Genomic DNA, 23,443 nt, shown 5'->3' with positions numbered 1-23,443 from the left:
TGGTGAAGTCGGGGATGATCACGGGGTGATCTGACGCTCCAAGACGCGGGCTATCTGAGCGTCGCCTGCCTGTCTAAGCTGACCTCCGGAAGCTCGCCATTCGAGGTGGCCCCGCCTTTCCGCCCAGGAGCGGATGCTGCGAATGCGTGCTGGGAGGCTCGATTTCGTGCGGCTCGGCGTAGGGTGAACGCGCCGCAGCTGGATCGCCTACATCGCCATCCAAGCTCGCGCCGAGGCCCTGACGGCCGCGACCGTTTCGGGTCGGTCCACGCCCGGAAGATCGTCATAGCAGGGCCGTCCGCTGGCGGTCAGAATGTAGCTCAAGTAACGATAGGATTCCCGATATCGGTTCAATCTGTTCGGGTCGAGCTTCAACAGCTGACCCGGATCGCGAGGGCCGAGTTCGTCCCGGATATAGATACACTCCAGGCTAGCGATCAGCCATCGCCCGCGCGCCTTTTGAACCCGCCACAGCAAGCGCGTGTAGCTGATGGAGCTGACCTCGACCCCTTCCAGCTGGGTGAAGGTGTGGACGGCGCAGGCGGCGTCAGCGGTCGCACGATCCTGGTTGAGCGTGATGACCGGCGGGCTCATCGAATCGAAGTTCACGGTTTTTGTCGAAGGCGTCTGCCCGCCGCTCTGGATGAAGGCGGCGGCGCTGCCTTTGAACCAGGACACGGCGACGGTTGCGCCGGGCTGAAAACAAGCCGCCTCCTCGTCCGGATCATGGAGCTCTCGTGCTAGCCGCTCGCGCAGGATCACGTCGGTAACGGCGCTGCGGTCAGCGGCGGCCTGCAGATCGCCATCGCCAATCTTCAAGGTCTGCAGAGGGTCGGCCGACGCTCGCCGCCCGGACGCCAAGCTGGAGCCGGCCAGGGCGACGGTTCCCATAGCCAGGGTCTTCCGTCTGAAAGGATCGCGAGGATCGCCGCCAGAGGGGTTCGGCTCGGGTGGGACGCGCATGATAAACCTCCAACGCGCAAGACATCCGCCGAAGCGGCCTCGCACAACCACGCGCACGCCCGCAACTAGGCCTGAAACGGAAAGCAAACGAACCGCCTTGCCGCACGACCGCGCACTGAACCCGGCGTGTAAATTCTGACCTTATATCAGGTAGCACAGATCCAGCCGGTTGAAGCAAATTAACGTAAAGCAAACCTCCTGAACGACCGCTCAGGGTCGACAGCACCTATGAGCGCGTCTCCGGAAACTTCCCATCCGCGCGCGCCAAGCCTTCCGCCTGGAAGCGGACGCCAGGACTCGCCGGGGCGGCGTGAAAAACCGACATCAAGACCGGTGCGAATGTCGCTGGAGCGGTCAGACCTTTGCGTCTTCCATCCGTGTTTCAGAAAGCTGTTGACTTGGAGGTCAGGCGGCGAAAGGTCTATTACGGGGGATCATCCGATGAAAATCATCCTTGTCGCAGCAGCAGCGATCCTCCTCATCTTTGCGGAGGCGGGTGGGGCGTGCGCTCAGGCCGATGATGCCGGCGTCGCCGCCGTCCGCGCGCAGATCGAGTTCAATGATCGTGCCGTCGGCCGGGCCATCGTTACCCGGGACTTCGCCGCTCTCGCGACGCTCTGGTCGCCCGGGATGGTGGTCAACAGCCCTGGCAACAATATCCTGACCCGAGCCCAGGTCTTCGCGGCCATACGGGAGGACAAGCTCGCCTATACGAGCGTGAAGGCGGTGACCGACTCGTTCTCGGTGTCGAGGGACGTCGCCATAGACATGGGCCACGAAGCCATCGTGATGTCCAACGGCCCGATGGCGGGCAGGCCCCTCATCCGCCGGTTCACCGATGTCTGGCAGAACGTCGGCGGGAGCTGGGTCCAGATCGCACGCCAGGCGACCTATGTCGGCATAGATGGGGGCGCCGTCTACGGGCATCCTGACCCAGCGCTCAGTCGTTGATCTTCCTACTCGGACGAGGCACGCCGATGGCCGCCTCGTCCTTCGATAGGCTCAGGATAAGGCGGATGCAGACGGTTGCGTTAAAGGAAAACAGGCTCTAGCTGGGCCGCGCCATCCTGAACAGCGCCTCGGGCCCGATCTCGAAATAGTCGGCCAGGCCGCCGCCGCGCAGGATCGGGCGGGCGGCGGCGGTGTCGTAGGCCCCGTCTATGATCAGGGTGCGGTCGATGTGGACGGCCATCACCTCGCCGAACACCATCCAGCTCGGCACGTCGTCGCCGGCCGCGGTCTTCAGCTGCACGATCTGGGTGACCCGGCACTCGAAATTGACCGGGCTCTGCGCCACCCGGGGAGGCGCGACCTTCAGGGAGGGCAGCGGAGTTAGGTGGCCGAGCTCGAACTCATCGACAACGTGGTCCACGCTGGCGGAGGTGGCGTTCATGGCCTCCGCGGTCGCCCGGGTGGCCAGGTTCCAGACGAACTCGCCGGTCGCGGTTGCGTTGGCCACGCTGTCCTTCCAGCCCACGCTGCAGAAGCCGACGATCGGCGGCTTGTAGTTGAAGGCGTTGAAGAAGCTGTACGGGGCGAGGTTGCGCCGGCCCTCGGCGTCCGCTGTCGACACCCAGCCGATGGGACGCGGACCGACGATGGCGTTGAAGGGGTCGTGCTTCAGGCCATGGCCGTCTGAGGGGATGTAGGCGTGCTTTTCGGCCTCGACATCGGACGCGGTCATGCCGCCTCCGCATGGTGGGCCACGACGCGCTCCACCTCTTCCGCCGAGCCCAGCACGACGCTGACGCGCTGGTGCAGCGAGGTGGGCGCAATGTCGAGGAGGGGCTGGCGGCCGTCGCTGGCGGCGCCTCCGGCCTGCTCCACCAGCCAGCCGAGGGGGTTGGCCTCATACATCAGCCGCAGCTTGCCCGCGCGGTCGGGCTCACGCTGGTCCCAGGGGTAGAGGAAGACGCCGCCGCGGTTCAGGATGCGGTGCACGTCGGCCACCATGGCCGCCACCCAGCGCATGTTGAAGTCCTTGCCCCTGGCGCCGGTGCGGCCGGCCAGAGCCTCGTCGATGTAGCGGCGCACGGGGGCGGCCCAGTGGCGCTGGTTGCTCATGTTGATGGCGAACTCCCGGGTGTCGCGCGGGATGCGCAGGCCGGGGTGGGTCAGGGTCCAGGTTCCGTCGCGGGGGTCCAGGGTGAAGCCCGCCACGCCCTGGCCCAGCGTCAGCACCAGCACGGTCTGGGGGCCGTAGAGCGCATAGCCGGCCGCCTGCTGGGCGCGCCCGCCCTGCAGGAAGTCCTGCGCCGTCGCCGCGCGGCCGGTCGGCGCAGGCAGGACTGAGAAGATGGTGCCGATGGAGACGTTCACGTCGATGTTGCTCGACCCGTCCAGGGGATCGAACAGCAGCAGGTGGCGGCCGCGATCCGCGGCCTTGTCGAAGACGATGATGTCCTCCAGCTCCTCGGAGCCGACCGCGGCCACCTGGCCGCTACTCTCGGCGCAGGCGACCAGCATGTCGTTGGAGATGACGTCGAGCTTCTTCTGCACCTCGCCCTGCACGTTCTCCGCGCCGGCGCTGCCCAGCACGTCGCCCAGCGCGCCGCGGGCCACCAGGGCGCTGATCTCAGCGCAGGTGGCGGCGAGCGCCAGGATCAGGGCGTGGAGGCTGGCGTCGGCCTGGTCCTGGCTGGCCAGGTAGCCGGCCAGGGTCTGGCCAGGGGGTGGGGCAGGGCTGTCCATCAGGCAGGTCTCGGTCCGGATAAGCGCGGGAAGCGCCCCAGCATAGCTGCGTGGCGGCCGACCATGAACGGTTTTAAACCACGCTCGCTAAGGCCGACTTAGCCGCCTGCGGTGCAAGATGGGCGGGAAGACGGGCGTTTCGTCGCCGCGGGTCGAGGGCCGGGCGCATGTCGAGCGCGTCATTGCGGAAGCGGGCTGACTACCAGGTGCGCGGGCCGTTTCGCCTGCGCCGCCGCCCCGAGCAGCGCATCACCCTGCTCGGCGCGACCATGGACCTGGTGAAGCCCGAGGAGATGCTGCACTTCGCACGCGGATGCGTGGCCGCACGCGCCAAGGCCATCGTGGCCAACCACAACCTGCACAGCCTGTATTTGTCGCGGCGTAATCCGCAGATGGCGGCGCTCTATGAGCGCGCCGACGTGGTGGAGGTGGACTCCCTCCCGCTGACCCTCTGGGCGCGCTGGATCTACGGCCGCTCGCGCCGCTTCCACCGCTGCACCTACATGGATTTCCGCACCCTGTTCTGGCACTGGGCCCAGGCGGACGGCTGGCGGGTCTACTACCTCGGCGGCAAGCCCGGCATCGTGGACTCGGCGCGGCAGGCGCTCCATGCGCGCTGGCCGGGTCCTGTGATCGGCGGCCGTGACGGGTTCTTCGAATGGGACGGCGCTCAGGAAGATGCAGTGCTGGCCGACATCGCCGCCTTCCAGCCGGACGTGCTTATGGTGGGCATGGGCATGCCGCGCCAGGAGGCCTGGATCGAGCGCTGCTATGACCGCCTGCCGGACTGCGTGATCCTGCCGGTCGGGGCGGCCTTCGATTACGAGGCAGGGGTCATTCGCACTCCGCCGAGCTGGACCGGGCGCATGGGGCTGGAAGGCCTCTACCGCCTGCTCTGCGAACCGCGGCGGATGTTTGCGCGCTACGTGCTGGAGCCCTGGGCGCTGGTCGGCCCAGCGCTGCGGGACGTGGCCACGCGCAATGCGCTGCGCCGGCGACATGCGCCGACGCCCTACGCGCGCACGGCCCTCAAGTAGCTTGAGACCCATCGCCCTCGATGAGAGAGGCAGGCGCGAGGATTCAGCGCGCGCGGCCTGCCGACGACGGGCGGCGGAGCGACGCCCCCTCCAAGCCGCGCCGCCGCAGCCCAACCCACCCTTCCCCCGAGCGGGAGGGTCAGGTCTCAGGCGGCCTTGACCAGCGATTTGGTCAGCAGGTTGACCGCGGCGTCGCGATCGATCTGCTCGATGGCTGCGACTTCGCGGGCCATGCGGTCCAGCGCCGACTCGTAGAGTTGGCGCTCGGAGTAGGACTGCTCCGGCTGGTTGTCGGCGCGGTGCAGGTCGCGCACCACCTCGGCGATGGAGATCAGGTCGCCGGAGTTGATCTTGGCCTCGTACTCCTGAGCCCGCCTTGACCACATGGTGCGCTTAACCCGGGCACGGCCCTTCAATGTGGTCATGGCCTTGGACACCACGTCGGAGCCCGCCAGCGAACGCAGGCCCGCGGTCTTGGCCTTCTTGGTGGGAACGCGGAGGGTCATCTTCTCGTGGTCGAAGCCGATGACATAGACTTCCAGCGCCGTGCCCGCGACTTCCTGGGTCTCCACAGCTACGATCCGGCCGACGCCGTGAGCGGGATAGACCACGTGATCGGAGACGGCGAAGTTGTCGGCGCTGAGGGTCATTGGCGTTCCTTCAAAGGTCATGCGCGGGCCGCCCGCAACCGCGGACACCCCACAAGCCGTCCTCCAGGCGCAGGACAAGTCGGCCGCACCGGGATGCGGCGCGCGACTTGGACTCGAGCTCCTGATGATTAAACTCACCCAGTGACCACGGTCGGGGCGCGTCTTGAACGGACGGCGGATTACAACGATCGATGAGCCGGGCGAGCCGAAAAGCTGCGCCTTCATCATGCAAAGACGTAGCACAAATGTCGCTACAAGGAAAGGCGGCCGGAACCGTCGCGCCGGCGCCGCGATGTTCGCGGCCCAGGCGCAATTTCGTTTGGACCTGACCCTCGTCCTCCAGGCGCCCTTACCGGGTGACCCTCGGCCTTTAAGCGCCCTTGCCGGGCGCGGGATCGAAATACTTCTCGAACTTGCCGGTCTCGCGTTCGAAGGCTTCACGGTCGGCGGGAGGCGTGCCCTTTACCGTAATGTTCGGCCAGACCTTGGCGTAGTCGGAATTGACCTTCAGCCACTTGCCGTCGGGCTCGTCCTCGGTGTCCGGCTTGATGGCGTCCACAGGGCATTCCGGCTCGCACACACCGCAGTCGATGCATTCGTCCGGATTGATGGCCAGGAAGTTCTCGCCCTCGTAGAAGCAGTCCACAGGACACACCTCCACGCAGTCCATGAACTTGCACTTCACGCAGGCGTCGGTGACGATGTAGGTCATGGCTCTTTGAGAGGCTCGGATACGCGGCCGCGACGGCGTGCGCGGACATTCCAGCCAAAGGTCGCTCTGTCAATGCATCGGGTAAGCCGCGGGCCTCGCAGCCGTTCCGCAGGCTCGCCCGTTCAGCTCCCGCCATGCGCGCCTTCGCCCACCTGCTCGACCGTCTGTCGCTGACCAGTTCACGCAACGCCAAGCTCAGGCTGGTGCACGACTACCTGGCGGCCGCGCCTGATCCCGAGCGGGGCTTCGCCCTCGCCTCGCTCACCGGCGATCTCACCTTCCACGCCGCCAAGCCCGCCATGATCCGCAAGCTGGTGGAAGCGCGGATGGACCCTGTGCTGTTCGGCTGGTCCTACAACTATGTGGGCGACCTGGCGGAGACCGCCTCGCTGGTCTGGCCGGCGCGGTTCGGGGTCAACGCGCCGGCGCCCACCCTGCCGGAGGTGGTGGATGCGCTGCGCACCACCGCCCGCGCCGACATCCCCGCCCTGGTGGAGGGCTGGCTCGACACCCTGGACGCCGAAGGTCGCTGGGCCATGCTGAAGCTGATCACCGGGGAGCTGCGGGTAGGCCTGTCCGCCCGGCTGGCCAAGACGGCGGCGGCGAGCCTCGGCGCCGACTACGGCCACGAGGTCTTGGCCTCGGACGTGGAGGAGGTCTGGCACGGGCTGGAGCCGCCCTATGTCGAGCTGTTCGCCTGGCTGGAAGGCAGGGGAGAGCGCCCGTCGGCCGAGGCGCCCGGCCGCTTCCGACCGATGATGCTGTCCCAGCCCATCGACGAGGCGGTGGACTTTGCCCGCCTGGAGGCGTCCGCCTACGCCGCGGAGTGGAAATGGGACGGCATCCGCGTCCAGGCCATCCGCGAGGGCGGCGTGGCCCGGCTCTACAGCCGCACCGGCGACGAGATCTCCGGGGCTTTTCCCGACCTGATGGAGGCGCTGGACTTCGAGGGGGTGCTGGATGGCGAGCTTCTGGTGCTGCGCGACCATCGCGTGGCGCCCTTCGGCGACCTGCAGCAGCGGCTGAACAGGAAGGCGGTGACGGCCAAGGTGGCCGGCGCCTACCCCGTCGCCATCCGCGCCTACGACATCCTGTCCGACGCCGGCGAGGACGTGCGGGGCCTCACTTGGGCGGAGCGCCGCGCAAGGCTGGAGGCGCTGGTGGGCGCCCACGGCGGCGCAAGGCTCGACCTGTCGCCCCTGGTCCCCTTCGACAGCTGGGCGGAGCTCGCCGCCATCCGCACCAATCCGCCGGAGGGCGACGCCCAGGCGGCGGAGGGCGTGATGCTGAAGCGGTTGGACAGTCCATACGAAGGCGGCCGGCCCAAGGGTCCCTGGTTCAAGTGGAAGCGAGACGCCTTCCTGGTCGACGCGGTGATGATGTACGCCCAGCGCGGCCACGGCCGCCGCTCCAGCTTCTACTCCGACTATACCTTTGGTGTCTGGGCCGATGGCGCGCTGACGCCGGTCGGCAAGGCTTACAGCGGCTACACCGACCAGGAGCTCAAGCGGCTCGACAAGTTCGTGCGCGACCACACCACCGAGCGGTTCGGACCCGTCCGGGCGGTGCGGGCCGACCGCGGCTTCGGCCTGGTGCTGGAGGTGGCGTTCGAGGGCCTGCAGCGCTCCACCCGCCACAAGTCCGGCGTGGCCATGCGCTTCCCCCGGATCAACCGCATCCGCTGGGACAAGCCGGCCGCGGAAGCCGACGAGATCGGAGCCCTAGAGATGCTGCTGCGCGCGATGGAAGAGGGCAGGGCGCCGGATTAGGTTAGAGCCGGACCGCTGTGCCTTCGAGGCGAGGGAGTCCAACTAGGGATCAAGCCGGTCAAGCTGTTCCTTAACCGGGATGTCCGCAGCGGGAGGCTCAGGTCGCCGTTCCCAGCTTGGGGCCGATGCGGGGCTCGGCTCGGGGTCGGGAGCTGCCGCTACACCCGGCCAGGGCGCGCGTCGGGGCGCCGCCGGGCGGGCGATGGCGGCTCCGGCCAGCAGCCACGCTACCGCCGCCTCCACCGTTCCCGCCACAAGGCTCACGCCCGGCAGCGTGCGGCTCGGCCAGAACAGCGCCTGTCCATGCAGGCCGCCGAACACCCGCCCGAGACCGGCGCCCGCGAGATAGAGGGCGAGCAGCAGGACCAGCACGCCTGCATCCGCCTGACGGCCGCGCCCAGCGAAGCGCCTCCAGGCGATGACGCCAAGGTCGCGGGCGAAGAAGGCGAGGGTCGCGAGCACCGCCGCGGCAGCCCCGGGATCGCCTCCGCGCACGTAGAGTATGGCCACGAGCAGGCCGCCGACCAGCGCCAGCAGGCTCGGCAGGGCTGGGATCGGCAGGTGCGAGAGCATCCGTCCCGCCTGGCGCCCGCGGAGCGCCGCGCCGAACTGGCGGGCGCGCACCCGGTCGGCGGGCTCGGCGAAGGCTGCGACGTAGGCCAGCCCCGCCCAGAGGTGCGCCGCCGCCGAGAGCCTCGCCGCCCTTGGGCTCGCCGCGGCGTCGCCGGGATCAAAGCCCAGGACGTAAAGGCCGGCCAGGGTCAGGAAGCCCGCCCACAGCCAGGGCGCGTTGACGAACTGCAGCTCCAGCCGCATCAGCCGCCAGGCCCAGACCAGCGCCCAGCCCGCCAGAACGAGCAGGCTGAGCGCCGCGAAGCCCAGCGGTCCGAAGGCATGGCCGGACCACCAGACCGGCGCCGCTGGCGTGCCCGTGCTCGCCTGCAGCGCCAGGCCGCCGAGCACCCGGCCCACGCGCGCCCGGACCCAGACCAGCACGGCCAGGCTGAACAGTCCCAGCATGAGCAGCAGCAGGCCGGGCGCACGGCCGCTCAGCGGCCGCCCGCTGGCCCGTGCGCGACGCACGTCGATCAGCCCGGTGGCCAGCCCGCTGGCCTGCAGCGTCACCGCCAGGCCCAGCGCCACCAGCACCCAGAAGCCGGCATGGCGCAGGCTGGAGGTGCTGGCGAGCTGCAAGGCTGCGAGCGCCAGCCCGGCCAGTGCGCCCGCCCAGGACCGGGCGGTCGCCCCGGCCAGCTTGCCCCAGGTCATCTCCCAGGGCGTGAGCGCGCACAGCCGCTGGAAGTCCCAGGAGCCGGCCCGCACTTCATCGGTGACCGAGGCGCGGGCCGCCCGAGGCGCCCAGGCCAGGGCCGTGGCGAAGAACACCATGGAGCCGGCGAAGGTCACCGCGTAGGGGTGACGGCCCCGGTCCAGCAGCCAGACCGCCGCGAACACCCCCGCCACGCCCGCGGCCACGAAGGCCAGCTTCCGGGGCGTGGCGTCGAGCCAGAGGTTGCGCTGCAGCTCGGGGTTCATGGCGGGGCCGCGAGCGTCGTCGAGGCGTCCGGGACGGCCGCCGCGTAGACGTCCTCCATCGTGGTGGGCTGCGGGCTGAAGCTGCGCACGGCTAGCCCTGCATTGACCAGTTTTCCCAGCGCTTGCGCCTCCGCGCCGGCGTCTTCGGGGAGGCGGACAACGGCCTGCATGTCGCCGGCCTGCTCCACGTCCAACCCGAGGGCAGCGAGAACGGCGGCCAGGCTGGAAACGGGGACCGCCAGCTCCAGCAACACCCGGCGGCCCTGCAGGTCGCCGGCCTGGACGTCCGCCAGCCGCACCACGCCCTCGCCGCGCACCCGGCCGTCCTCCAGCACCAGCATCTCGGTGCAGTAGTCCTCCAGCTCCGACAGCAGGTGCGACGAGACCATCAGGGTCATGCCGCCCGCGGCGAAACGCCGGATCAGGGCTGCCAGCGCGTCCCTCGCCGCCGGGTCGAGCCCCGCCGCGGGTTCGTCCAGCAGAAGCACGCGCGGCCGGTGCACCACCGCCTGGGCGATGGCCAATCGCTGGCGAAGCCCCCGCGAAAGCTCGCCCGCGCGCCGGTTCAGCCGGTCGCCGAGGCCCACCTCGGCCGCCGCCGTCGCCATGGCCGCTTCGGCGTCGATGGCGTCCACGCCCCGCGACCGCGCGGCGTAGAGCAGGCACTGGCGGACGCTCAGCGCGTCGTAAAGGCCGAAGGCGTCGGGCAGGTAGCCCAGCGCCGCGTGCACGCCGCGCGGATCGCGCCGGGTGTCCAGTCCGACCACGCTGATCCGTCCTGCCCCCGGCGCCTCCAGCGCCGCGATGCAGCGCATCAGGGTGGACTTGCCCGCTCCGTTGGGGCCGACCAGCGCCATCACCGCGCCGGGCCGCACGACGAAGCTCACCCCGTGCAGCGCCCGCCCCGAGGGGTAGTCGAAGACCAGGTCCTCGACGTCGATCATCAGCTGCCGCCTTCCGCTGCCGCTCGCGCCGCCGCGAGGTCGGCGGGCGTGTCGACGGAGATGGGCGCCGACGCCGTCACCGCCGCATCTATGCGCAAGCCCAACTCCAGGGCGCGGAGCTGCTCCAGCTTCTCGCGCCGTTCCAGGGACGAAGGCGGCGCGGCGGTGAAGCGGGCCAGCGCCCGGGGCCGGTAGCCGTAGATGCCGACATGGCGCCAGACCGGCCCTTCGCCATAGAGGCGGGAGCGGGTGAAGTAGAGCGCGCGCCCGGAACGGCCATGCGCCTCGATCGCCAGCACGGCCTTGACTACATCGGGGTTGTCCCGGTCGGCGGGCGAGGCCTCCGGCGCCACGACGGTGGCGATATCGCAGGGTGTGGCCGCCAGCACCTCGGCGCAGGCGGCGACGATGGCGGGCTCCACCAAGGGCATGTCGCCCTGCAGGTTGATCACCGCGTCATGCCGGCCCCGCGGGTCGAGCCGGCCGAGCGCCGCCATGATCCGGTCCGAGCCCGACGGCAGGTCCGGGTCGGTCAGGACGGCGCGGCCGCCCGCCGCCTCCACCATCGCGACGATCTCAGGGTCGGCCGCCGCCACCGCGACAGGGCCGACGCCTGCGGCCTGCGCCTGGCGCAGCACCCGAACGATCATCGGCGTTCCGGCGATGTCGGCCAGCGGCTTGCCGGGCAGGCGCGATGCGCCCATCCGGGCCGGAATCAGGATGATCGGGGAGAGCGCCAAGCCTGTCTTCCAACCCGTTTGCACCCTCGGCGCTAGCGTGTATGAGACGGCTCCACAAGGCCGCAGGGTCCGCCGAGGCGGGCGGCCGCGTACGCAGGGCTGGCGCGGGCTTCCAGGCCTTGCGTCCAGGCGCGCCGGGATCAAGGGCGGACATGAGAGACGAGCTTTTCTGGAACAAGATCTTCGGCGCCCTGTTGGGCGTGCTCCTCCTGGTGTTCGGCCTGCGCCAGGTCTCCGAGATGATGTTCGCCACCAGCGCGCCCAAGGTGGCCGGCGACAAGATCGCCATCCAGGAGGCGGCGTCCAGCGACGCGCCCGTGGCCGACGTGATGCCGGACTGGGGCACTGTGCTTCCCACCGCCGACGTGGCGGCCGGCGCCACCATCTCCAACAAGTGCAAGGCCTGCCACAACCTGGACAACGGCGGCCCGAACCAGACCGGCCCGAACCTCTGGGGCGTGATCGGCCGCAAGCCCGGCATCCATCCCGGCTTCGCATACTCTTCCGGGATGACGGACTTCGGGGCCAAGACGCCGGTGTGGGACTACACCCACATCTACGACTTCCTCAAAGGTCCGCAGGAGTACATCAACGGCACCAAGATGAGCTTCGTCGGCCTCAAGCAGCGCGAGGACCGGATCAACCTGATCGCCTGGCTGCGCCAGCAGAGTTCCAGCCCTGTGGCCATCCCCGCCGCCGACCCGAAGGCGGCCGGCGCCGCCAAGACTCCCGCCGCGGGAAGTGTCGCCACCGCCCCGGCCTCCAAGCCCGGCTCGGGCGTACCCACCACAACCGACGCGACGAGCGGCGCAAAGCCTACGGCGGTGAACGGCGCGGCCCCGGCCAACGCCCAGACCCCCAACTCGTCGGGCCAGACCCCCAGCACCGGCGCGGCCGCCCAGCCCAATCGCATCACCAGCACGCCCACAGGCGGTCCGCCGAAGTAGGTGTCGCTCCTCTCCCGCAGGAGAGAGGGGACTAGATCACCTCCCGCCAGCGCTCTGCAAGCACTGCGGTGAGCCGCCGCAGGTTTAATCGAACCCGATCAAACCCTGCGCTGGGGGCAAGGGTCGCCTCGTCCAAGTAGAGGGCTCTGTTGATCTCGACCTGCAACACGTGGAAGGCGGCCAAGGGGTCTCCGTAGAGCTCGGTGGTGTAGCCGCCGGCATAGGGGGCGTTGCGCGCCACCTCGTAGCCCATCGCGCGCAGCTCGCGTTCCACCAGCGCTGTCAGCGGCGCGGTGCAGGATGCGCCGAAGCGGTCCCCCAGCACGAAGTCCGCCGTCCGCCCGCGACTGGTGGAGCGTCCCGCGGCGGAGGGCATGGAATGCCAGTCCACCAGCGCCACCCGCCCGAAGTCCGCCCTCACCTCTCGCAGCAGGGCGCTCAGGGCGGCGTGATAAGGCTTGTGCACGGCTTCGATCCGCTCGCACGCCTCGGCGAAGGAGAGCTTGCGGCCGTAGATCTCCTGGCCCTCCGCCACCACGCGGGCGATGGCGCCGAGCCCCGCCGCCACCTTCGGCGTGCGGCCGCGTGCGAAAGGCGGCAGCTCGTCCTCGAACATGGCCGGGTCGAGTTCGTAGGGCTCCCGGTTCACGTCGAGATAGGCCCGGGCGAAGCGCGCCATCAGCATGTTGACGCCCAGCGTGTCGGCCCCCTCGAGCAGGAGGTCGACCAGCGCGTCCTCCGAGCGTCGGATCGCCTTGGCGCTCAGGACCGAGGCCGCCATCAGCTCGGCGGGGTACAATCGCCCGGAGTGGGGCGAGGCGAAGACCAACGGCGTCGCGGCGCCAAGAGCCCGGCGCAGGTTGAACGCGGGTTCCGCCGGTTGGACGGGCGGCGCGCGCGGCAGGTCGAGATCGTCCATCCAGCGGCATTATTGACGCCGCACCGGAGCGGTCAATCACTGCAGCCGGATTGAAGGGTTTATCGGCCGTTCACCTCCGCCCGCTAAGCCTTGGACCCTCCTGACGAGTGGCAGCATGCGTAAGATCCTCCTCGCCGAAGACGACGACTCGCTCCGCCGCTTCCTGGCCAAGGCGTTGGAACGGGCCGGCTACGAGGTCGTGTCCTGCCCCGATGGGGAGGCCGCGCTGGACGCCCTGGATCAGGGCCCGTTCGACCTCCTGCTCACCGACATCGTGATGCCCGGCGTCGACGGCATCGAGGTGGCGCGCCAGGCGGCGGCCCGCGAACCCGGACAGCGGATCATGTTCATCACGGGCTTCGCCGCCGTGGCCCTGTCGGCCGGCGCCCGCGCACCGGCAGGCGCCAAGATCCTAGCCAAGCCCGTCCACCTGCGCGAGATCGTGGCCGAGGTGGAGCGGATGATCGCCGCCTGAGCCGGTGACTTCATCCGCCGCGCTGTGCGTGAGCCTGCGACACGCACAGGGATTGCCGTCATGGCCAGTCTAGCCCGAGCCGGTCCAGCCCGAGCCGAAGCTCATCCGCCGTTTTCCCATCGCTTCTATGTCACGCCCGCGATGAGGCGCGAAGCCACGCCCACTTCGTCGCCGGGGTCGAAAGCCTTTAGGGCGCCGCCCTGCCGTATGCCGAACCCTGGAGCGGCGATGCGCCAAATGGGAAGGTGCGCCTCATCGCCTTCGAAGGCGATAAGGGCGAAGAGCGCTGCTTCTGCATAGACATCGACACGGCGAAGCCGCCCCATGCCGCTTACGGGTCAGGCCCCACTCATCTCCACCACTTCATGGTCGGGACCAAGCCGGATCACCACGTCCGCGCGGCCCGGCATCTCGCGGAGGATCCAGCGGGTCAGCCGCTCATAGTACATGATGAAGCGATCGAGCGCGGCTGCGTCCATGACCTTGTCGGCGCGGCCCTCGGCCTTGAGGCGCAGGGCCAGCTTGCGCTCCTGAAGGGATCGCCAGGCCCGGACGTGCTCGAAGCCAGGCGCCTGTAGCAGCACCAGCAGGTCAAGGCGGCTGAACAGGGTCTGATACTCCGCCCCAAGGGCCCGGTTCACCTCGCGCCGCCAATCGCCTTCCGCATCCTCGTCATGTTCAAGCGCGTTGATCGCACGGGCCAGCTCATGCGCGGGCTGTGGGCGAGCGCCCACGCACCAGCCCTCGAACAGGACGACGTCCACCGGCGCCTTCACCCCGGCCCGCGCGTCGGGCCGAAGGCGGGTATCTGAGGCCTTGTCGAAGCGGGGCAGGTCTACGAGCGCAGACCTGTCTTCGGTTAGGGCGCCCAGCGTCCGCTCGCCCAGCGCCACATCGTGCGTCCCTGGCGGGCCGCGGATTGCAAACAGCGGGTGGCGGTCCCTCGCAAGCGCCCGCCTTTCTCCGGAGGTCAGATACAGGTCGTCCAACGACAGGATTGCCGTGGTCAGTCCCATGGTCTCCAGCAGTATCGAAAGGACGGCGGCGAAGGTGGACTTGCCGCTGCCCTGGCTGCCGCAGAGCCCTGCGATCATGGAGCGCCCTAGGCGGCGGCGATCGTCGGCGATGCGCCGGGCAAGCGGACGCAGCACGGTGTCCACCGTGGCGCGGAAGCCGGACGGCAGCCCCTCATCGACGATCAGAGCGTCGAGCCTCGCCGCCTCGTCCTGCTCCGGCATCCGGATCAAGTGGGCCGACGCACCCGCGCCGAGCGGCGGGCGGCGCCGTCGTAGAGCACGGCGTTCGGGAAGACGGCCACCTCGCAAAGGATGTCGCCGCCCGGCGCATCCGCCCACAGGTAGTTGCGCTCCATCAGCACGGGCCGGTTGGCGGGCGAGAACCCCTCGAACGTGTCGCCCCAGGGCGTCACCTTGGCGAGCTCGGCCCAGCTGAGGGTGAGCGCCCGCTGCAGCTCGTCTTCGGCGGCGGCGTCCAGGTCGGGATCGGCGGCAGTGGGTTCGGATCGGCTGGTCTTGGACATGGCCGTTGATGTAGGCGGGTTGGCATGGTCTCACGAGACGCACTGCGGCGAGGCGACCCTCGTGGCGCACGGCGTTCCCTGTTAGCAGGCGGTCTTCTCGCCAAGGACAGCTGATGCTCCGCGCCCTTTACGACCGCCTCCTGTCGCTGGCGAGCGGCCGATGGGCCGTGCCGGCGCTTGCGGCTGTGTCGTTCGCGGAGAGCGCCTTCCTGCCGATCCCGCCCGACGCCCTGCTGGCGCCCATGGTGCTGGCCCGGCGCGACAGGGCGTGGCTGTACGCCCTGGTGTGCACCGTCGGCTCGGTGACCGGCGGCCTGTTCGGCTACGCCATCGGCTTCTATCTCGCGCCGCTCGGCCTGAAGCTGCTGGCGCTGATGGGCCACTCCGGCGGCCTGGCGAGTTTCCAGGCCTGGTATGCGCGTTTCGGGCTCTGGGTGATCCTGATCAAGGGGCTGACGCCGATCCCCTACAAGCTCGTGACGATCGCCTCGGGCCTGGCGCACTTCAACCTGGCGGTGTTCGTGGCGGCGTCGGCGGCTACGCGGGGGGCGCGCTTCTTCCTGGAGGCCGCGTTGCTGCAGCACCCGGCGGCCAAGGGGCTGGTGGACAAGCACCTGGGCCTAATGCTGGGTGCGGCGGTGCTGGCTGTGATCGTGGCCCTGGCGGCGGTCAAGCTGATCGGCTGACGAGTGGCCTCGGTGACCGTGGCGTCCGTGACGCCCGCCCTTTCGCCGCCGCAGTCGCGCGATTAAGAGCCGCCCATGGCATGGCAATCTCGCTACAAGCTGGTCAAGCAGACCGCACCCCTGTGGCTCCTCTGGGCGGCGGGCCTCTCAGGGCTCATGCTGGTCATCGCCCACGCCTTCGAGACGTTCGGCCACCTGCCGCCCTGCGAGCTCTGCCTGGCCCAGCGGGAAGGCTACTGGACCGACCTCTATGCCGGGCTGATCGGTTATGGCGTCGCGCGCTGGCGGGTGTCGCTGTCGCGCCTACTGCTGGGGCTGGTCGCACTGGTGTTCGCGGTGGAGACGGTGATGGCTGCCTACCATGCCGGAGTGGAATGGACGTGGTGGCCGGGGCCGGTGGCCTGCACGGGCGGCCATGCGGCGGTGACCGCCGCCCAGATGTCGGCCCTGGTCAGCGGAGCCAAGGTGCACATGGTGCGCTGCGATCAGGCGGCCTGGCGGCTGCTCGGCCTGTCCATGGCTGGATGGAACGCCCTGGCCGCACTCGCGCTCACCATAGCGACGCTGGTGGCGTTGCGGCGAGTGAAGCGACCCCGATGACCTCTCCCCTCCAGCCTACCGTGCGTCCTGGCCGCGGCGCCGACAAGGCGAGGCTGGCCGAGATCCTGCGGGTCGACCATGCGGGTGAACTGGGCGCGGTGGCCATCTACCAGGGCCAGCGGGCGGTCTTCGCCGCCTTGGACAAGCCGCCGGCGTTGGCGACCGATCTGGAGGAGATGGCGGCGCACGAGGCCGTCCACCTCGCCGCATTCGACAAGCTGCTGAATGAAAGGAGCGCGCGGCCTACAGTGCTTGTGCCCCTCTGGCGGTTGGCAGGCTTCGCATTAGGCGCCGGGACCGCACTGCTGGGCGAAAAGGCCGCCCATGCCTGCACCGAAGCGGTGGAGAGCGTGATCGAGCAGCACTATGCCGGCCAGATCGAGGAGCTGCGCCCTCGGGAACCCAAACTGGCTGACGCCCTGTCGACCTACCGTGACGATGAACTCGGCCATAGGGACCAGGCCGTGGCGGGTGGTGCACGAGAAGCGCCGGGATATGCGCTGCTGTCGGCGGTGATCGGCGCAGGCTGCCGTGCGGCGATCCGGCTCGCTGAGAAAGTCTGAGTCTAATCCGACCCTTAGCCGCTTCGGCCTTCGGGATTCACTGTCGAGATTCAAATCCTTAAGAGCGGCGCTTGCGACGGCGTGGCAAATCAAGGATGCTGTGTTCAGGCGGCGTCTGAGGATTAACTCTTCGTAAGCGAGTTGCCCCTTAACGTTACCGAAGGATGGACCGAGCCGTGCGCCCTGGAGCGTGCGCGGAGCGGTCCGGGCCGTGGCGAGGCTGGAGAGATCGATGCGTGTTCTGCTGATCGAGGACGACAGCGCCACCGCGCAGAGCATCGAATTGATGCTGAAGTCGGAGGGCTTCAACGTCTACACCACCGACCTGGGCGAAGAGGGCGTCGATCTCGGAAAGATCTACGACTACGACCTCATCCTGCTCGACCTGAACCTGCCAGACATGAGCGGCATGGACGTTCTGCGCCAGCTTCGCGTGGCCAAGATCAACACGCCCATTATGATCCTCTCCGGCTCCACCGAGATCGACACAAAGGTGAAGACTTTCGGCGGGGGCGCCGACGACTATCTCACCAAGCCCTTCCACAAGGACGAGCTGGTCGCCCGCATCCATGCGGTGGTGCGCCGCTCCAAGGGCCACGCCCAGTCGGTCATCACCACCGGCGACATCCTGGTGAACCTGGACGCCAAGACGGTGGAAGTGAACGGTTCCCGCGTCCATCTGACCGGCAAGGAATACCAGATGCTCGAGCTTCTCTCCCTGCGCAAGGGCACGACCCTGACCAAGGAGATGTTCCTGAACCATCTCTATGGCGGCATGGACGAGCCGGAGCTGAAGATCATCGACGTCTTCATCTGCAAGCTGCGCAAGAAGCTGTCCGCGGCGACCGGCGGGTTCAACCATATCGAGACGGTGTGGGGCCGCGGCTATGTCCTGCGCGATCCGAGCGAGAACGCCGCCGCATCTGCGGCCTAAGCCCTCGGCTGCTCGCGGCTGATCTTTCCAGACTACAACGAGGCGGCGCTGGAAACGGCGCCGCCTTAGTCGTTACTGCGGTGGCGGCAAAGGCCGGGTCGGCTCGCCGCCGCCCATGCCACCGCCGCGCATGGCGCGCCGCTCGTCCGGCGTGAGCACGCCGTCGTGGTTGGCGTCCATGCGGGCGAACCGCGCGGTCGAGGTCGCGTCGATCTCAGCGGGCGTGACGTAGCCGTCGCGGTTGGCGTCCATCATCTGGAACTGACGCGTGGGATCGCCGGAACCTCCGCCGCCGCGCCGGCCGCCGCCTTCACCGCCCCTTTGGGCGCGATAAGCGGTCCACTCCGCCAGGCTGACGCGACCGTCATGATCGGTGTCCGCCGCCATGATCCGATCGCGGAAGCGGGCCTGGTACTCCGCCAGGGTGATCGGGCGGCCGTAGCCCCGTCCCCCGTTCGACTGTCCATAGCCTTCGGCCGGAGGCGAGCCAGCGGGTTGGCCGGAGCCGTACGGCCCTGGCGCGGGCTGGGCGCAAACGGGCAGAGCGAAGCTCAGAACGGCCGCGGCCGCGGCCGCAAAGGCGAGGGTCCTGTCGAGGATCAAGCGCGTGGTCTCCTTAATACATGAGTCAACGGGGGGCGGCGTCAGACGAGGTTCGCGACGGGCGCCGCCGCGCCGCTGTCCGGGAAGATGCGGCTGTCAAGCGCCGCGCGATCCACCCCCATGTGGTCCTGAAGCAGCCCCTTGAAGACCTGACGCACGTCCAGGGTCGGGGCCAGGTCGCGGGCCTCGAACAGCTTCGACTGCTCCAGGGTCGGCCAGTCGCCCACGATGCCGCCGGGCTTCAGCGCGCCGCCGGCGAGGATCAGGGTGGAGGCGGTGCCGTGGTCTGTGCCGCCGGTGCCGTTCACGTGCGCCGTGCGGCCGAACTCGGTGGCGGTGACCACCACCGTCTGGCCCCAGGCCGGGCCGAGGCCTTCCTTCAGCCCGGCGACCACGTCGTCGAGCGCTTTCAGGCGGTTGGCGAGTTGGCCCTCGGCCGCGCCCTGACTGGCGTGGGTGTCGAATCCGTCCAGCTGGAGCACCGCGATGGAGGGGCCGCCGTCCGACGCCACGAATCGGCCGGCGGTGACCGCCAGCGCCCGGGCGTCCTTCGCCACGATGGTCTGACCGCCGTTCAAGGTGTCGGCCGTGGCCTCGGTCTGCAGGCCGGACGCCAGCGCGGGTCCCAGGATCGGATCGTGCTTGTACAGGTCCTGCAGGGTGGTGGTGATGCGGCCGAGGTCGGCGGACTGGCGGCCGCCCGGCGACCAGGACTGCACGGGCGAGGGGCCGCGCAGGATCAGCGGCTCCTCGGGGCCGACCGAGATGGCGGTTACCCGGCCGTCGCGGCTGGAGGCGGCCAGCGCCCGGTTCAGCCAGCCCGTGGTCACGTCGTAGACGCGCGCCCCACCGCTCTCCAGCAGGTCCTGGGCCTCGAAGTGCGAGCGGATGCGCTCGGGGATGGCGACGGCCGGGGCGATGCGCGCCTGGCCCGACTGGGCCAGGGCATGGACGGTGGCGAGCTTTGGATGCAGGCCGAAGTCCGCGTCCAGCTTCAACACCTTGTCGGGCGCGATCGCGATCGGCCCGCGCAGGGCGGCGTAGTCGCGGTCGCCGAGCGGGGGCGAGACGGACAGACCGTCCATGGCGCCGCGACAGACGATCACCACCAGCTTGCGTCTGGCGGACAGGGGATCAGCCAGGACGGGCGCGGCCAGGAAGGTCATGCCGAGGCTGGCGCCGAGCGACAGCAGGCCTCTGCGGGAGGGGTGGAGGTGGGTCATCGGCGTTGGAACTCCGGCGACATGAACAGGAGGGTGAGCGCTTCAGGGCGCGTCTCGGCCCGGGCGATGGCGGTGCGCACGGGCGCGGTCAGGCGGTCGCCAAGCGCAGCGTCGGCGACCTGCATCGGTGAAGGGGCGGCTGAAGCTAAGGCGGTGGACAGCCCTGAGGCCCAGTCCAGCCGCTTGACCACCGCGTCCGGCGCGGCCCAGTCGCTGGCCTGCTCCGACCAGCCGTCGGGCTGGGGGGCGGTGAACGGGCGATCACCCATCTGGGTCAGGGGCGCGATCACCTCGCGGTCGCCGTCTGCGGGAATGGCGCCCATGGCCCGGTAGCTGGACACGAGCAGCTCGTAGGGCCGCTTGAACTTGGCTGGCTGAGGCGTCCAGGCGTCCGGCGCCTCTACCAGGGCGAGGGCCACGGTAGAGAGGTCGCCGCGGCTGTCGGTCCAGGCCTCGCGCAGCCGCGCCACCAGGGCGGGCGGCGGATCGTCGGCCACGAAGTGGATGGCGAGCTTGCGGGCGAGGTGGTCGGCGGTGTGCGGGTTGGTCGCCAAGTCAGCGAGGATGGCGCGCGCCTGCTCCGAGCCGCCCGCGGGACAGGTGCGGCCCAGGACGGTGCGAGCGCCGGGCTCGTGCAGGTTGGGGCGGAACAGGGCCAAGCCCGCTTGGTCGCCGCCGTCCCGGTCGACGCCGATGCTGTAGCCGGTCAGCGCGCGGGCGAACTCGATGACGTCGGCCTGGGTGTAGCCGGAGTCCGGACCTACGGTGTGCAGCTCAAGAATCTCGCGCGCCAGGTTTTCGTTCAGACCTGCGTCGCGGCGGGTTCCCGCCAAGCTGTCGGGGCCGGTGGATCGGGCCTGGTCCAGATACATCAGCATGCCGGGATGAGTGCTGGACGCCACCAGAAGCGTCTCGAAGCGGCCGAACACGTGGGGGCGGATGGCCTCGCGCTCGAACGGGCCGGCCAGCATGGCGGCTTTGGGCTTGGCGGCGGAGACGGTGAAGTGGTTGGCCCAGAACAGCGTCCAGCGTTCGCGGAAGGGCTGGGCGGTGGTGGTCGCCAGTCGGGTGCGGGCCACGATCTCGTCGCGCACCCCGTCTCGGATCGGGGCCAGCAACGCCTTGCGCCGGGCCTTCAGGTCGTCCGGCGCACCGTCCTTCATCACGCCGCCGGGCGGGGCTGCGACGGATGTGTCACGCTTGATCTGGCGGAAGTCCTGAAGCGCGGTCGTGTAGGCGGCGAAGGCGGCCCGGCCGGTGGGTAGCGGCCCCTGCGGCTGCTCGCCGCCTGAAGGCGTAATCTGCGCCTTCAGCCAGCCTTGTGGCTCGACGCTGGCCGCGTCCAGTTCGCCCGGACGGGCGCCGAGCCCGAAGCGGGTGACTGCGATGGCGCCGTTCGTGGTCTGCAAGGTCACGGCCTGCTCCTCGCCCGGGCGACCTGGGTCATGATACCCATCCTACACCGCCTGTCGTCCGGCCGGATGTCGCCGCGGAGACGTTCCGCTGTGCGGCGGGACGGCGACCATCATCATAGGACGACCAGGGTGGGCCCCCCTCGCTGAACCGGAAATGAAAAAGGCCGGAGCGTCGCCGCTCCGGCCTCCTCGTCTCGCGTAAGCGACGTTCCCGGGGGCAAGCCCCGGGGAAAGACCTTAGAAGTCCATGTCGCCCATGCCGCCGCCGCCCGGCATCGCCGGGGCCGCGGAGCCCTTCTTCGGCGCTTCGACCACGGCGGCTTCCGTCGTGATCAGCAGGCCGGCCACGGAGGCCGCGTCCTGCAGCGCGGTGCGGACGACCTTTGCGGGGTCGATCACGCCCTGGGCGACCAGGTCGCCGTACTCTTCGGTCTGGGCGTTGAAGCCGAAGTTCGGGTCCGAGTTCTCCAGGATCTTGCCGACCACGATGGAGCCTTCGACCCCAGCGTTCTCGACGATCTGGCGAAGCGGGGCCTGAAGCGCGCGGCGCACGATGGCGATGCCGGCGTTCTGGTCGTCGTTCTCGCCCTTCAGCCCGTCGAGCGCCTTGGAGGCCTTCAGCAGGGCGACGCCGCCGCCCGGCACGATGCCTTCTTCCACGGCCGCACGGGTCGCGTTGAGGGCGTCGTCGACGCGGTCCTTCTTCTCCTTGACTTCCACTTCGGTGGAGCCGCCGACGCGGACCACTGCGACACCGCCGGCCAGCTTGGCCAGACGCTCCTGCAGCTTCTCCTTGTCGTAGTCCGAGGTGGTGTCTTCGATCTGGCGCTTGATTTGGGCGATGCGGCCCTCGATGCCTTCACGCTCGCCGCCACCGTCGACGACGGTGGTGTCGTCCTTGGTGATGGTGACCTTCTTGGCCTTGCCGAGCATGTCCAGGGTGACGTTCTCGAGCTTGATGCCGAGGTCCTCGCTGATGACCTGGCCGCCCGTGAGGATGGCGATGTCTTCCAGCATGGCCTTGCGGCGGTCGCCGAAGCCCGGGGCCTTCACCGCCGCGACCCGCAGGCCGCCGCGCAGCTTGTTGACCACCAGGGTGGCCAGGGCTTCGCCTTCGATGTCCTCGGCGATGATCAGGAGCGGTCGGCCGTTCTGCACGACGGCCTCAAGGACCGGCAGCAGGGGCTGGAGCGTCGACAGCTTCTTTTCGAAGATCAGGATCTGCGGCTCTTCGAGCTGCACTTCCATCTTGTCGGCGTTGGTCACGAAGTAGGGCGACAGGTAGCCGCGGTCGAACTGCATGCCCTCGACGACGTCGAGTTCGGTCTCCAGGCTCTTGGCCTCTTCAACCGTGATCACGCCCTCGTTGCCGACCTTTTCCATGGCGCGCGCGATCATCTCGCCCACGTCCTTGTCGCCGTTGGCGGAGATGGTGCCGACCTGGGCGATCTCGCTGTTGTTGGCGACCTTCTTGGAGGTGGACTTGATGTTCTCCACCACGACCAGCACGGCCTTCTCGATGCCGCGCTTCAGGTCCATCGGGTTGCGGCCCGAGGACACCGACTTCAGGCCTTCGACCACGATGGCCTGGGCCAGCACGGTGGCGGTGGTGGTGCCGTCGCCGGCCTTGTCGTTGGTCTTGGAGGCGACTTCGCGGATCAGCTGGGCGCCGAGGTTCTGGAACTTGTCGGAAAGTTCGATTTCCTTGGCGACGGTGACGCCGTCCTTGGTGGAGCGGGGCGCGCCGAAGGACTTCTCGATCACCACGTTGCGGCCCTTGGGGCCCAGGGTGACCTTGACGGCGTTGGCGAGGATGTTCACGCCCTGCAGCATGCGATCGCGCGCATCCGAGGCGAAGTAGACGTCTTTAGCAGCCATTGTGGGGCTCTCTTTCGTCAGAGTTGATGAGGATACTGGCCGAGGATCGACCAGGAATGGGATAGATTAAGCGGCGGCCTTCATGGCGGCGGGGGCGTCCACGATGCCGAGGACGTCCGACTCCTTCATGATGATCAGGTCTTCGCCTTCGATCTTCACTTCGCTGCCGGACCACTTGCCGAACAGGATGCGGTCGCCGGCCTTCAGTTCCATGTCGACGCGCTTGCCGCTGTCGTCACGGGCGCCGGGGCCCACGGCGACGACTTCGCCTTCCTGGGGCTTTTCCTTGACGGTGTCGGGGATGATGATGCCGCCCTTGGTGCGGGCTTCTTCTTCGACGCGCTTTACCAGAACGCGGTCGCCGAGAGGACGAAACGCCATGCTGTGTCTCCTTGAAAGGGGTGCGAGGGGCCGTTGTCGCTCTGTCTGTCAGCCGGCCTTAGCAGCCGGCCCTCAAGAGTGCTAACGAGGCCTGTATCTACGAGCCGGACCCGGGCGAGTCAAGCTGCTCGGCCACTCTGAAGACCATATATGATGCCGCTGCAGGGCCGAACTGGGGCGGCTGCGTGACACTTCGGCGAAGCTAACGGAGGGGCGGCTTGATCGCGCTCCGTCTTG

Annotated in this window: 25 protein-coding genes and 1 pseudogene; 10 read left to right on the top strand and 16 right to left on the bottom strand. The window is 69.1% G+C overall.

Annotated elements, in window-relative coordinates; translation table 11 throughout:
- Positions 1-207: 207 nt before the first annotated feature.
- Positions 208-891, bottom strand: coding sequence for a nuclear transport factor 2 family protein (locus HUV06_RS05910; RefSeq protein WP_174300349.1), 684 nt, complete (start codon positions 889-891; stop codon positions 208-210).
- Between the two features lie 411 nt (positions 892-1,302).
- Between HUV06_RS05910 and HUV06_RS05905 the strand changes: the two genes are divergently transcribed.
- The gene (locus HUV06_RS05905) at positions 1,303-1,914 is read left to right on the top strand and encodes a nuclear transport factor 2 family protein (RefSeq protein WP_174300348.1); all 612 of its coding nucleotides are present in this window, start codon (positions 1,303-1,305) and stop codon (positions 1,912-1,914) included.
- 97 nt (positions 1,915-2,011) lie between these two features.
- On the opposite strand, the gene HUV06_RS05900 is transcribed toward HUV06_RS05905, so the two are convergent.
- Both HUV06_RS05900 and HUV06_RS05895 read right to left on the bottom strand, forming a co-directional pair.
- Complete coding sequence (locus HUV06_RS05900) at positions 2,012-2,647, bottom strand: flavin reductase family protein (protein ID WP_174300347.1); 636 nt, start codon at positions 2,645-2,647, stop codon at positions 2,012-2,014.
- Complete coding sequence (locus HUV06_RS05895; protein ID WP_174300346.1) at positions 2,644-3,654, bottom strand: class 1 fructose-bisphosphatase; 1,011 nt, start codon at positions 3,652-3,654, stop codon at positions 2,644-2,646. Before HUV06_RS05895 ends, HUV06_RS05900 begins: the two co-directional genes overlap by 4 nt.
- A 182-nt stretch (positions 3,655-3,836) precedes the next feature.
- Between HUV06_RS05895 and HUV06_RS05890 the strand changes: the two genes are divergently transcribed.
- The gene (locus HUV06_RS05890; RefSeq protein WP_254600895.1) at positions 3,837-4,691 is read left to right on the top strand and encodes a WecB/TagA/CpsF family glycosyltransferase; all 855 of its coding nucleotides are present in this window, start codon (positions 3,837-3,839) and stop codon (positions 4,689-4,691) included.
- A gap of 146 nt (positions 4,692-4,837) precedes the next feature.
- Here HUV06_RS05890 and HUV06_RS05885 read toward each other — a convergent pair whose 3' ends face one another.
- Entirely contained in the window at positions 4,838-5,341 is a 504-nt protein-coding gene (locus HUV06_RS05885; RefSeq protein WP_174300344.1) for a CarD family transcriptional regulator, read from the bottom strand.
- A gap of 370 nt (positions 5,342-5,711) precedes the next feature.
- Positions 5,712-6,053 carry a ferredoxin FdxA gene (fdxA, locus tag HUV06_RS05880; RefSeq protein WP_174300343.1) on the bottom strand — a complete coding sequence of 114 codons (342 nt, stop codon included), beginning with the start codon at positions 6,051-6,053 and terminating at the stop codon, positions 5,712-5,714.
- Between the two features lie 134 nt (positions 6,054-6,187).
- Between fdxA and HUV06_RS05875 the strand changes: the two genes are divergently transcribed.
- Positions 6,188-7,822 carry a cisplatin damage response ATP-dependent DNA ligase gene (locus HUV06_RS05875; protein ID WP_174300342.1) on the top strand — a complete coding sequence of 545 codons (1,635 nt, stop codon included), beginning with the start codon at positions 6,188-6,190 and terminating at the stop codon, positions 7,820-7,822.
- 42 nt (positions 7,823-7,864) lie between these two features.
- On the opposite strand, the gene HUV06_RS05870 is transcribed toward HUV06_RS05875, so the two are convergent.
- The 3 genes from HUV06_RS05870 to HUV06_RS05860 are packed head-to-tail and all read right to left on the bottom strand — an operon-like array spanning position 7,865 to position 11,042.
- Positions 7,865-9,358 carry a hypothetical protein gene (locus HUV06_RS05870; RefSeq protein ID WP_174300341.1) on the bottom strand — a complete coding sequence of 498 codons (1,494 nt, stop codon included), beginning with the start codon at positions 9,356-9,358 and terminating at the stop codon, positions 7,865-7,867.
- Entirely contained in the window at positions 9,355-10,302 is a 948-nt protein-coding gene (locus HUV06_RS05865) for an ABC transporter ATP-binding protein (RefSeq protein ID WP_174300340.1), read from the bottom strand. The genes HUV06_RS05870 and HUV06_RS05865 overlap by 4 nt, the downstream gene beginning before the upstream one ends.
- Complete coding sequence (locus HUV06_RS05860; protein ID WP_256430021.1) at positions 10,302-11,042, bottom strand: 3-deoxy-manno-octulosonate cytidylyltransferase; 741 nt, start codon at positions 11,040-11,042, stop codon at positions 10,302-10,304. The genes HUV06_RS05865 and HUV06_RS05860 overlap by 1 nt, the downstream gene beginning before the upstream one ends.
- 152 nt (positions 11,043-11,194) lie before the next feature.
- Between HUV06_RS05860 and HUV06_RS05855 the strand changes: the two genes are divergently transcribed.
- Positions 11,195-11,989 (top strand): cytochrome c family protein, encoded by a 795-nt coding sequence (locus HUV06_RS05855; RefSeq protein WP_174300339.1) that lies wholly within the window; start codon positions 11,195-11,197, stop codon positions 11,987-11,989.
- A gap of 31 nt (positions 11,990-12,020) precedes the next feature.
- On the opposite strand, the gene HUV06_RS05850 is transcribed toward HUV06_RS05855, so the two are convergent.
- Positions 12,021-12,908 carry an N-formylglutamate amidohydrolase gene (locus HUV06_RS05850; RefSeq protein WP_174300338.1) on the bottom strand — a complete coding sequence of 296 codons (888 nt, stop codon included), beginning with the start codon at positions 12,906-12,908 and terminating at the stop codon, positions 12,021-12,023.
- A gap of 115 nt (positions 12,909-13,023) precedes the next feature.
- Between HUV06_RS05850 and cpdR the strand changes: the two genes are divergently transcribed.
- Both cpdR and HUV06_RS16615 read left to right on the top strand, forming a co-directional pair.
- On the top strand, positions 13,024-13,383 hold the full coding sequence (gene cpdR, locus HUV06_RS05845) for a cell cycle two-component system response regulator CpdR (RefSeq protein ID WP_174300337.1): 360 nt from the start codon (positions 13,024-13,026) through the stop codon (positions 13,381-13,383).
- Between the two features lie 200 nt (positions 13,384-13,583).
- Positions 13,584-13,685, top strand: a pseudogene (locus HUV06_RS16615) (hypothetical protein); the annotation flags it as partial.
- A gap of 36 nt (positions 13,686-13,721) precedes the next feature.
- Here the strand turns inward: HUV06_RS16615 and HUV06_RS05840 are convergent.
- Both HUV06_RS05840 and HUV06_RS05835 read right to left on the bottom strand, forming a co-directional pair.
- Complete coding sequence (locus tag HUV06_RS05840; protein ID WP_174300336.1) at positions 13,722-14,621, bottom strand: kinase; 900 nt, start codon at positions 14,619-14,621, stop codon at positions 13,722-13,724.
- A 5-nt stretch (positions 14,622-14,626) separates the two neighbouring features.
- Positions 14,627-14,923 (bottom strand): hypothetical protein, encoded by a 297-nt coding sequence (locus HUV06_RS05835; RefSeq protein WP_174300335.1) that lies wholly within the window; start codon positions 14,921-14,923, stop codon positions 14,627-14,629.
- A gap of 113 nt (positions 14,924-15,036) precedes the next feature.
- Between HUV06_RS05835 and HUV06_RS05830 the strand changes: the two genes are divergently transcribed.
- The 4 genes from HUV06_RS05830 (at position 15,037) to ctrA (ending at position 17,706) form a co-directional block, all read left to right on the top strand.
- Positions 15,037-15,609, top strand: coding sequence for a YqaA family protein (locus HUV06_RS05830; protein WP_174300334.1), 573 nt, complete (start codon positions 15,037-15,039; stop codon positions 15,607-15,609).
- 75 nt (positions 15,610-15,684) lie between these two features.
- The gene (locus HUV06_RS05825) at positions 15,685-16,209 is read left to right on the top strand and encodes a disulfide bond formation protein B (protein ID WP_174300333.1); all 525 of its coding nucleotides are present in this window, start codon (positions 15,685-15,687) and stop codon (positions 16,207-16,209) included.
- Entirely contained in the window at positions 16,206-16,772 is a 567-nt protein-coding gene (locus HUV06_RS05820; protein WP_174300332.1) for a demethoxyubiquinone hydroxylase family protein, read from the top strand. Before HUV06_RS05825 ends, HUV06_RS05820 begins: the two co-directional genes overlap by 4 nt.
- Positions 16,773-17,004: 232 nt before the next feature.
- Positions 17,005-17,706, top strand: a complete 702-nt coding sequence (gene ctrA / locus HUV06_RS05815; RefSeq protein WP_174300331.1) for a response regulator transcription factor CtrA — start codon at positions 17,005-17,007, stop codon at positions 17,704-17,706.
- A 72-nt stretch (positions 17,707-17,778) separates the two neighbouring features.
- Here the strand turns inward: ctrA and HUV06_RS05810 are convergent, their stop codons facing one another.
- From HUV06_RS05810 to groES, 5 genes are all read right to left on the bottom strand, one after another.
- Positions 17,779-18,309 carry an EF-hand domain-containing protein gene (locus tag HUV06_RS05810; protein ID WP_174300330.1) on the bottom strand — a complete coding sequence of 177 codons (531 nt, stop codon included), beginning with the start codon at positions 18,307-18,309 and terminating at the stop codon, positions 17,779-17,781.
- Between the two features lie 41 nt (positions 18,310-18,350).
- Complete coding sequence (locus tag HUV06_RS05805; RefSeq protein WP_174300329.1) at positions 18,351-19,532, bottom strand: DUF1501 domain-containing protein; 1,182 nt, start codon at positions 19,530-19,532, stop codon at positions 18,351-18,353.
- A complete protein-coding gene (locus HUV06_RS05800) occupies positions 19,529-20,947 on the bottom strand; it encodes a DUF1800 family protein (RefSeq protein ID WP_174300328.1) in 1,419 nt (472 codons plus the stop codon). Before HUV06_RS05800 ends, HUV06_RS05805 begins: the two co-directional genes overlap by 4 nt.
- 237 nt (positions 20,948-21,184) lie before the next feature.
- On the bottom strand, positions 21,185-22,825 hold the full coding sequence (gene groL / locus HUV06_RS05795; RefSeq protein WP_174300327.1) for a chaperonin GroEL: 1,641 nt from the start codon (positions 22,823-22,825) through the stop codon (positions 21,185-21,187).
- A 66-nt stretch (positions 22,826-22,891) separates the two neighbouring features.
- Positions 22,892-23,206: a co-chaperone GroES gene (groES, locus tag HUV06_RS05790; protein WP_174300326.1), complete on the bottom strand. Its 315-nt coding sequence runs from the start codon at positions 23,204-23,206 to the stop codon at positions 22,892-22,894.
- Positions 23,207-23,443: the final 237 nt, after the last annotated feature.

It is taken from the genome of Caulobacter sp. S45, from assembly GCF_903642205.1.
GTDB lineage: Bacteria > Pseudomonadota > Alphaproteobacteria > Caulobacterales > Caulobacteraceae > CAHJWH01.
Note: the sequence above shows the minus strand (reverse complement) of the source record. Positions and strands in the feature narration are given on the sequence as shown.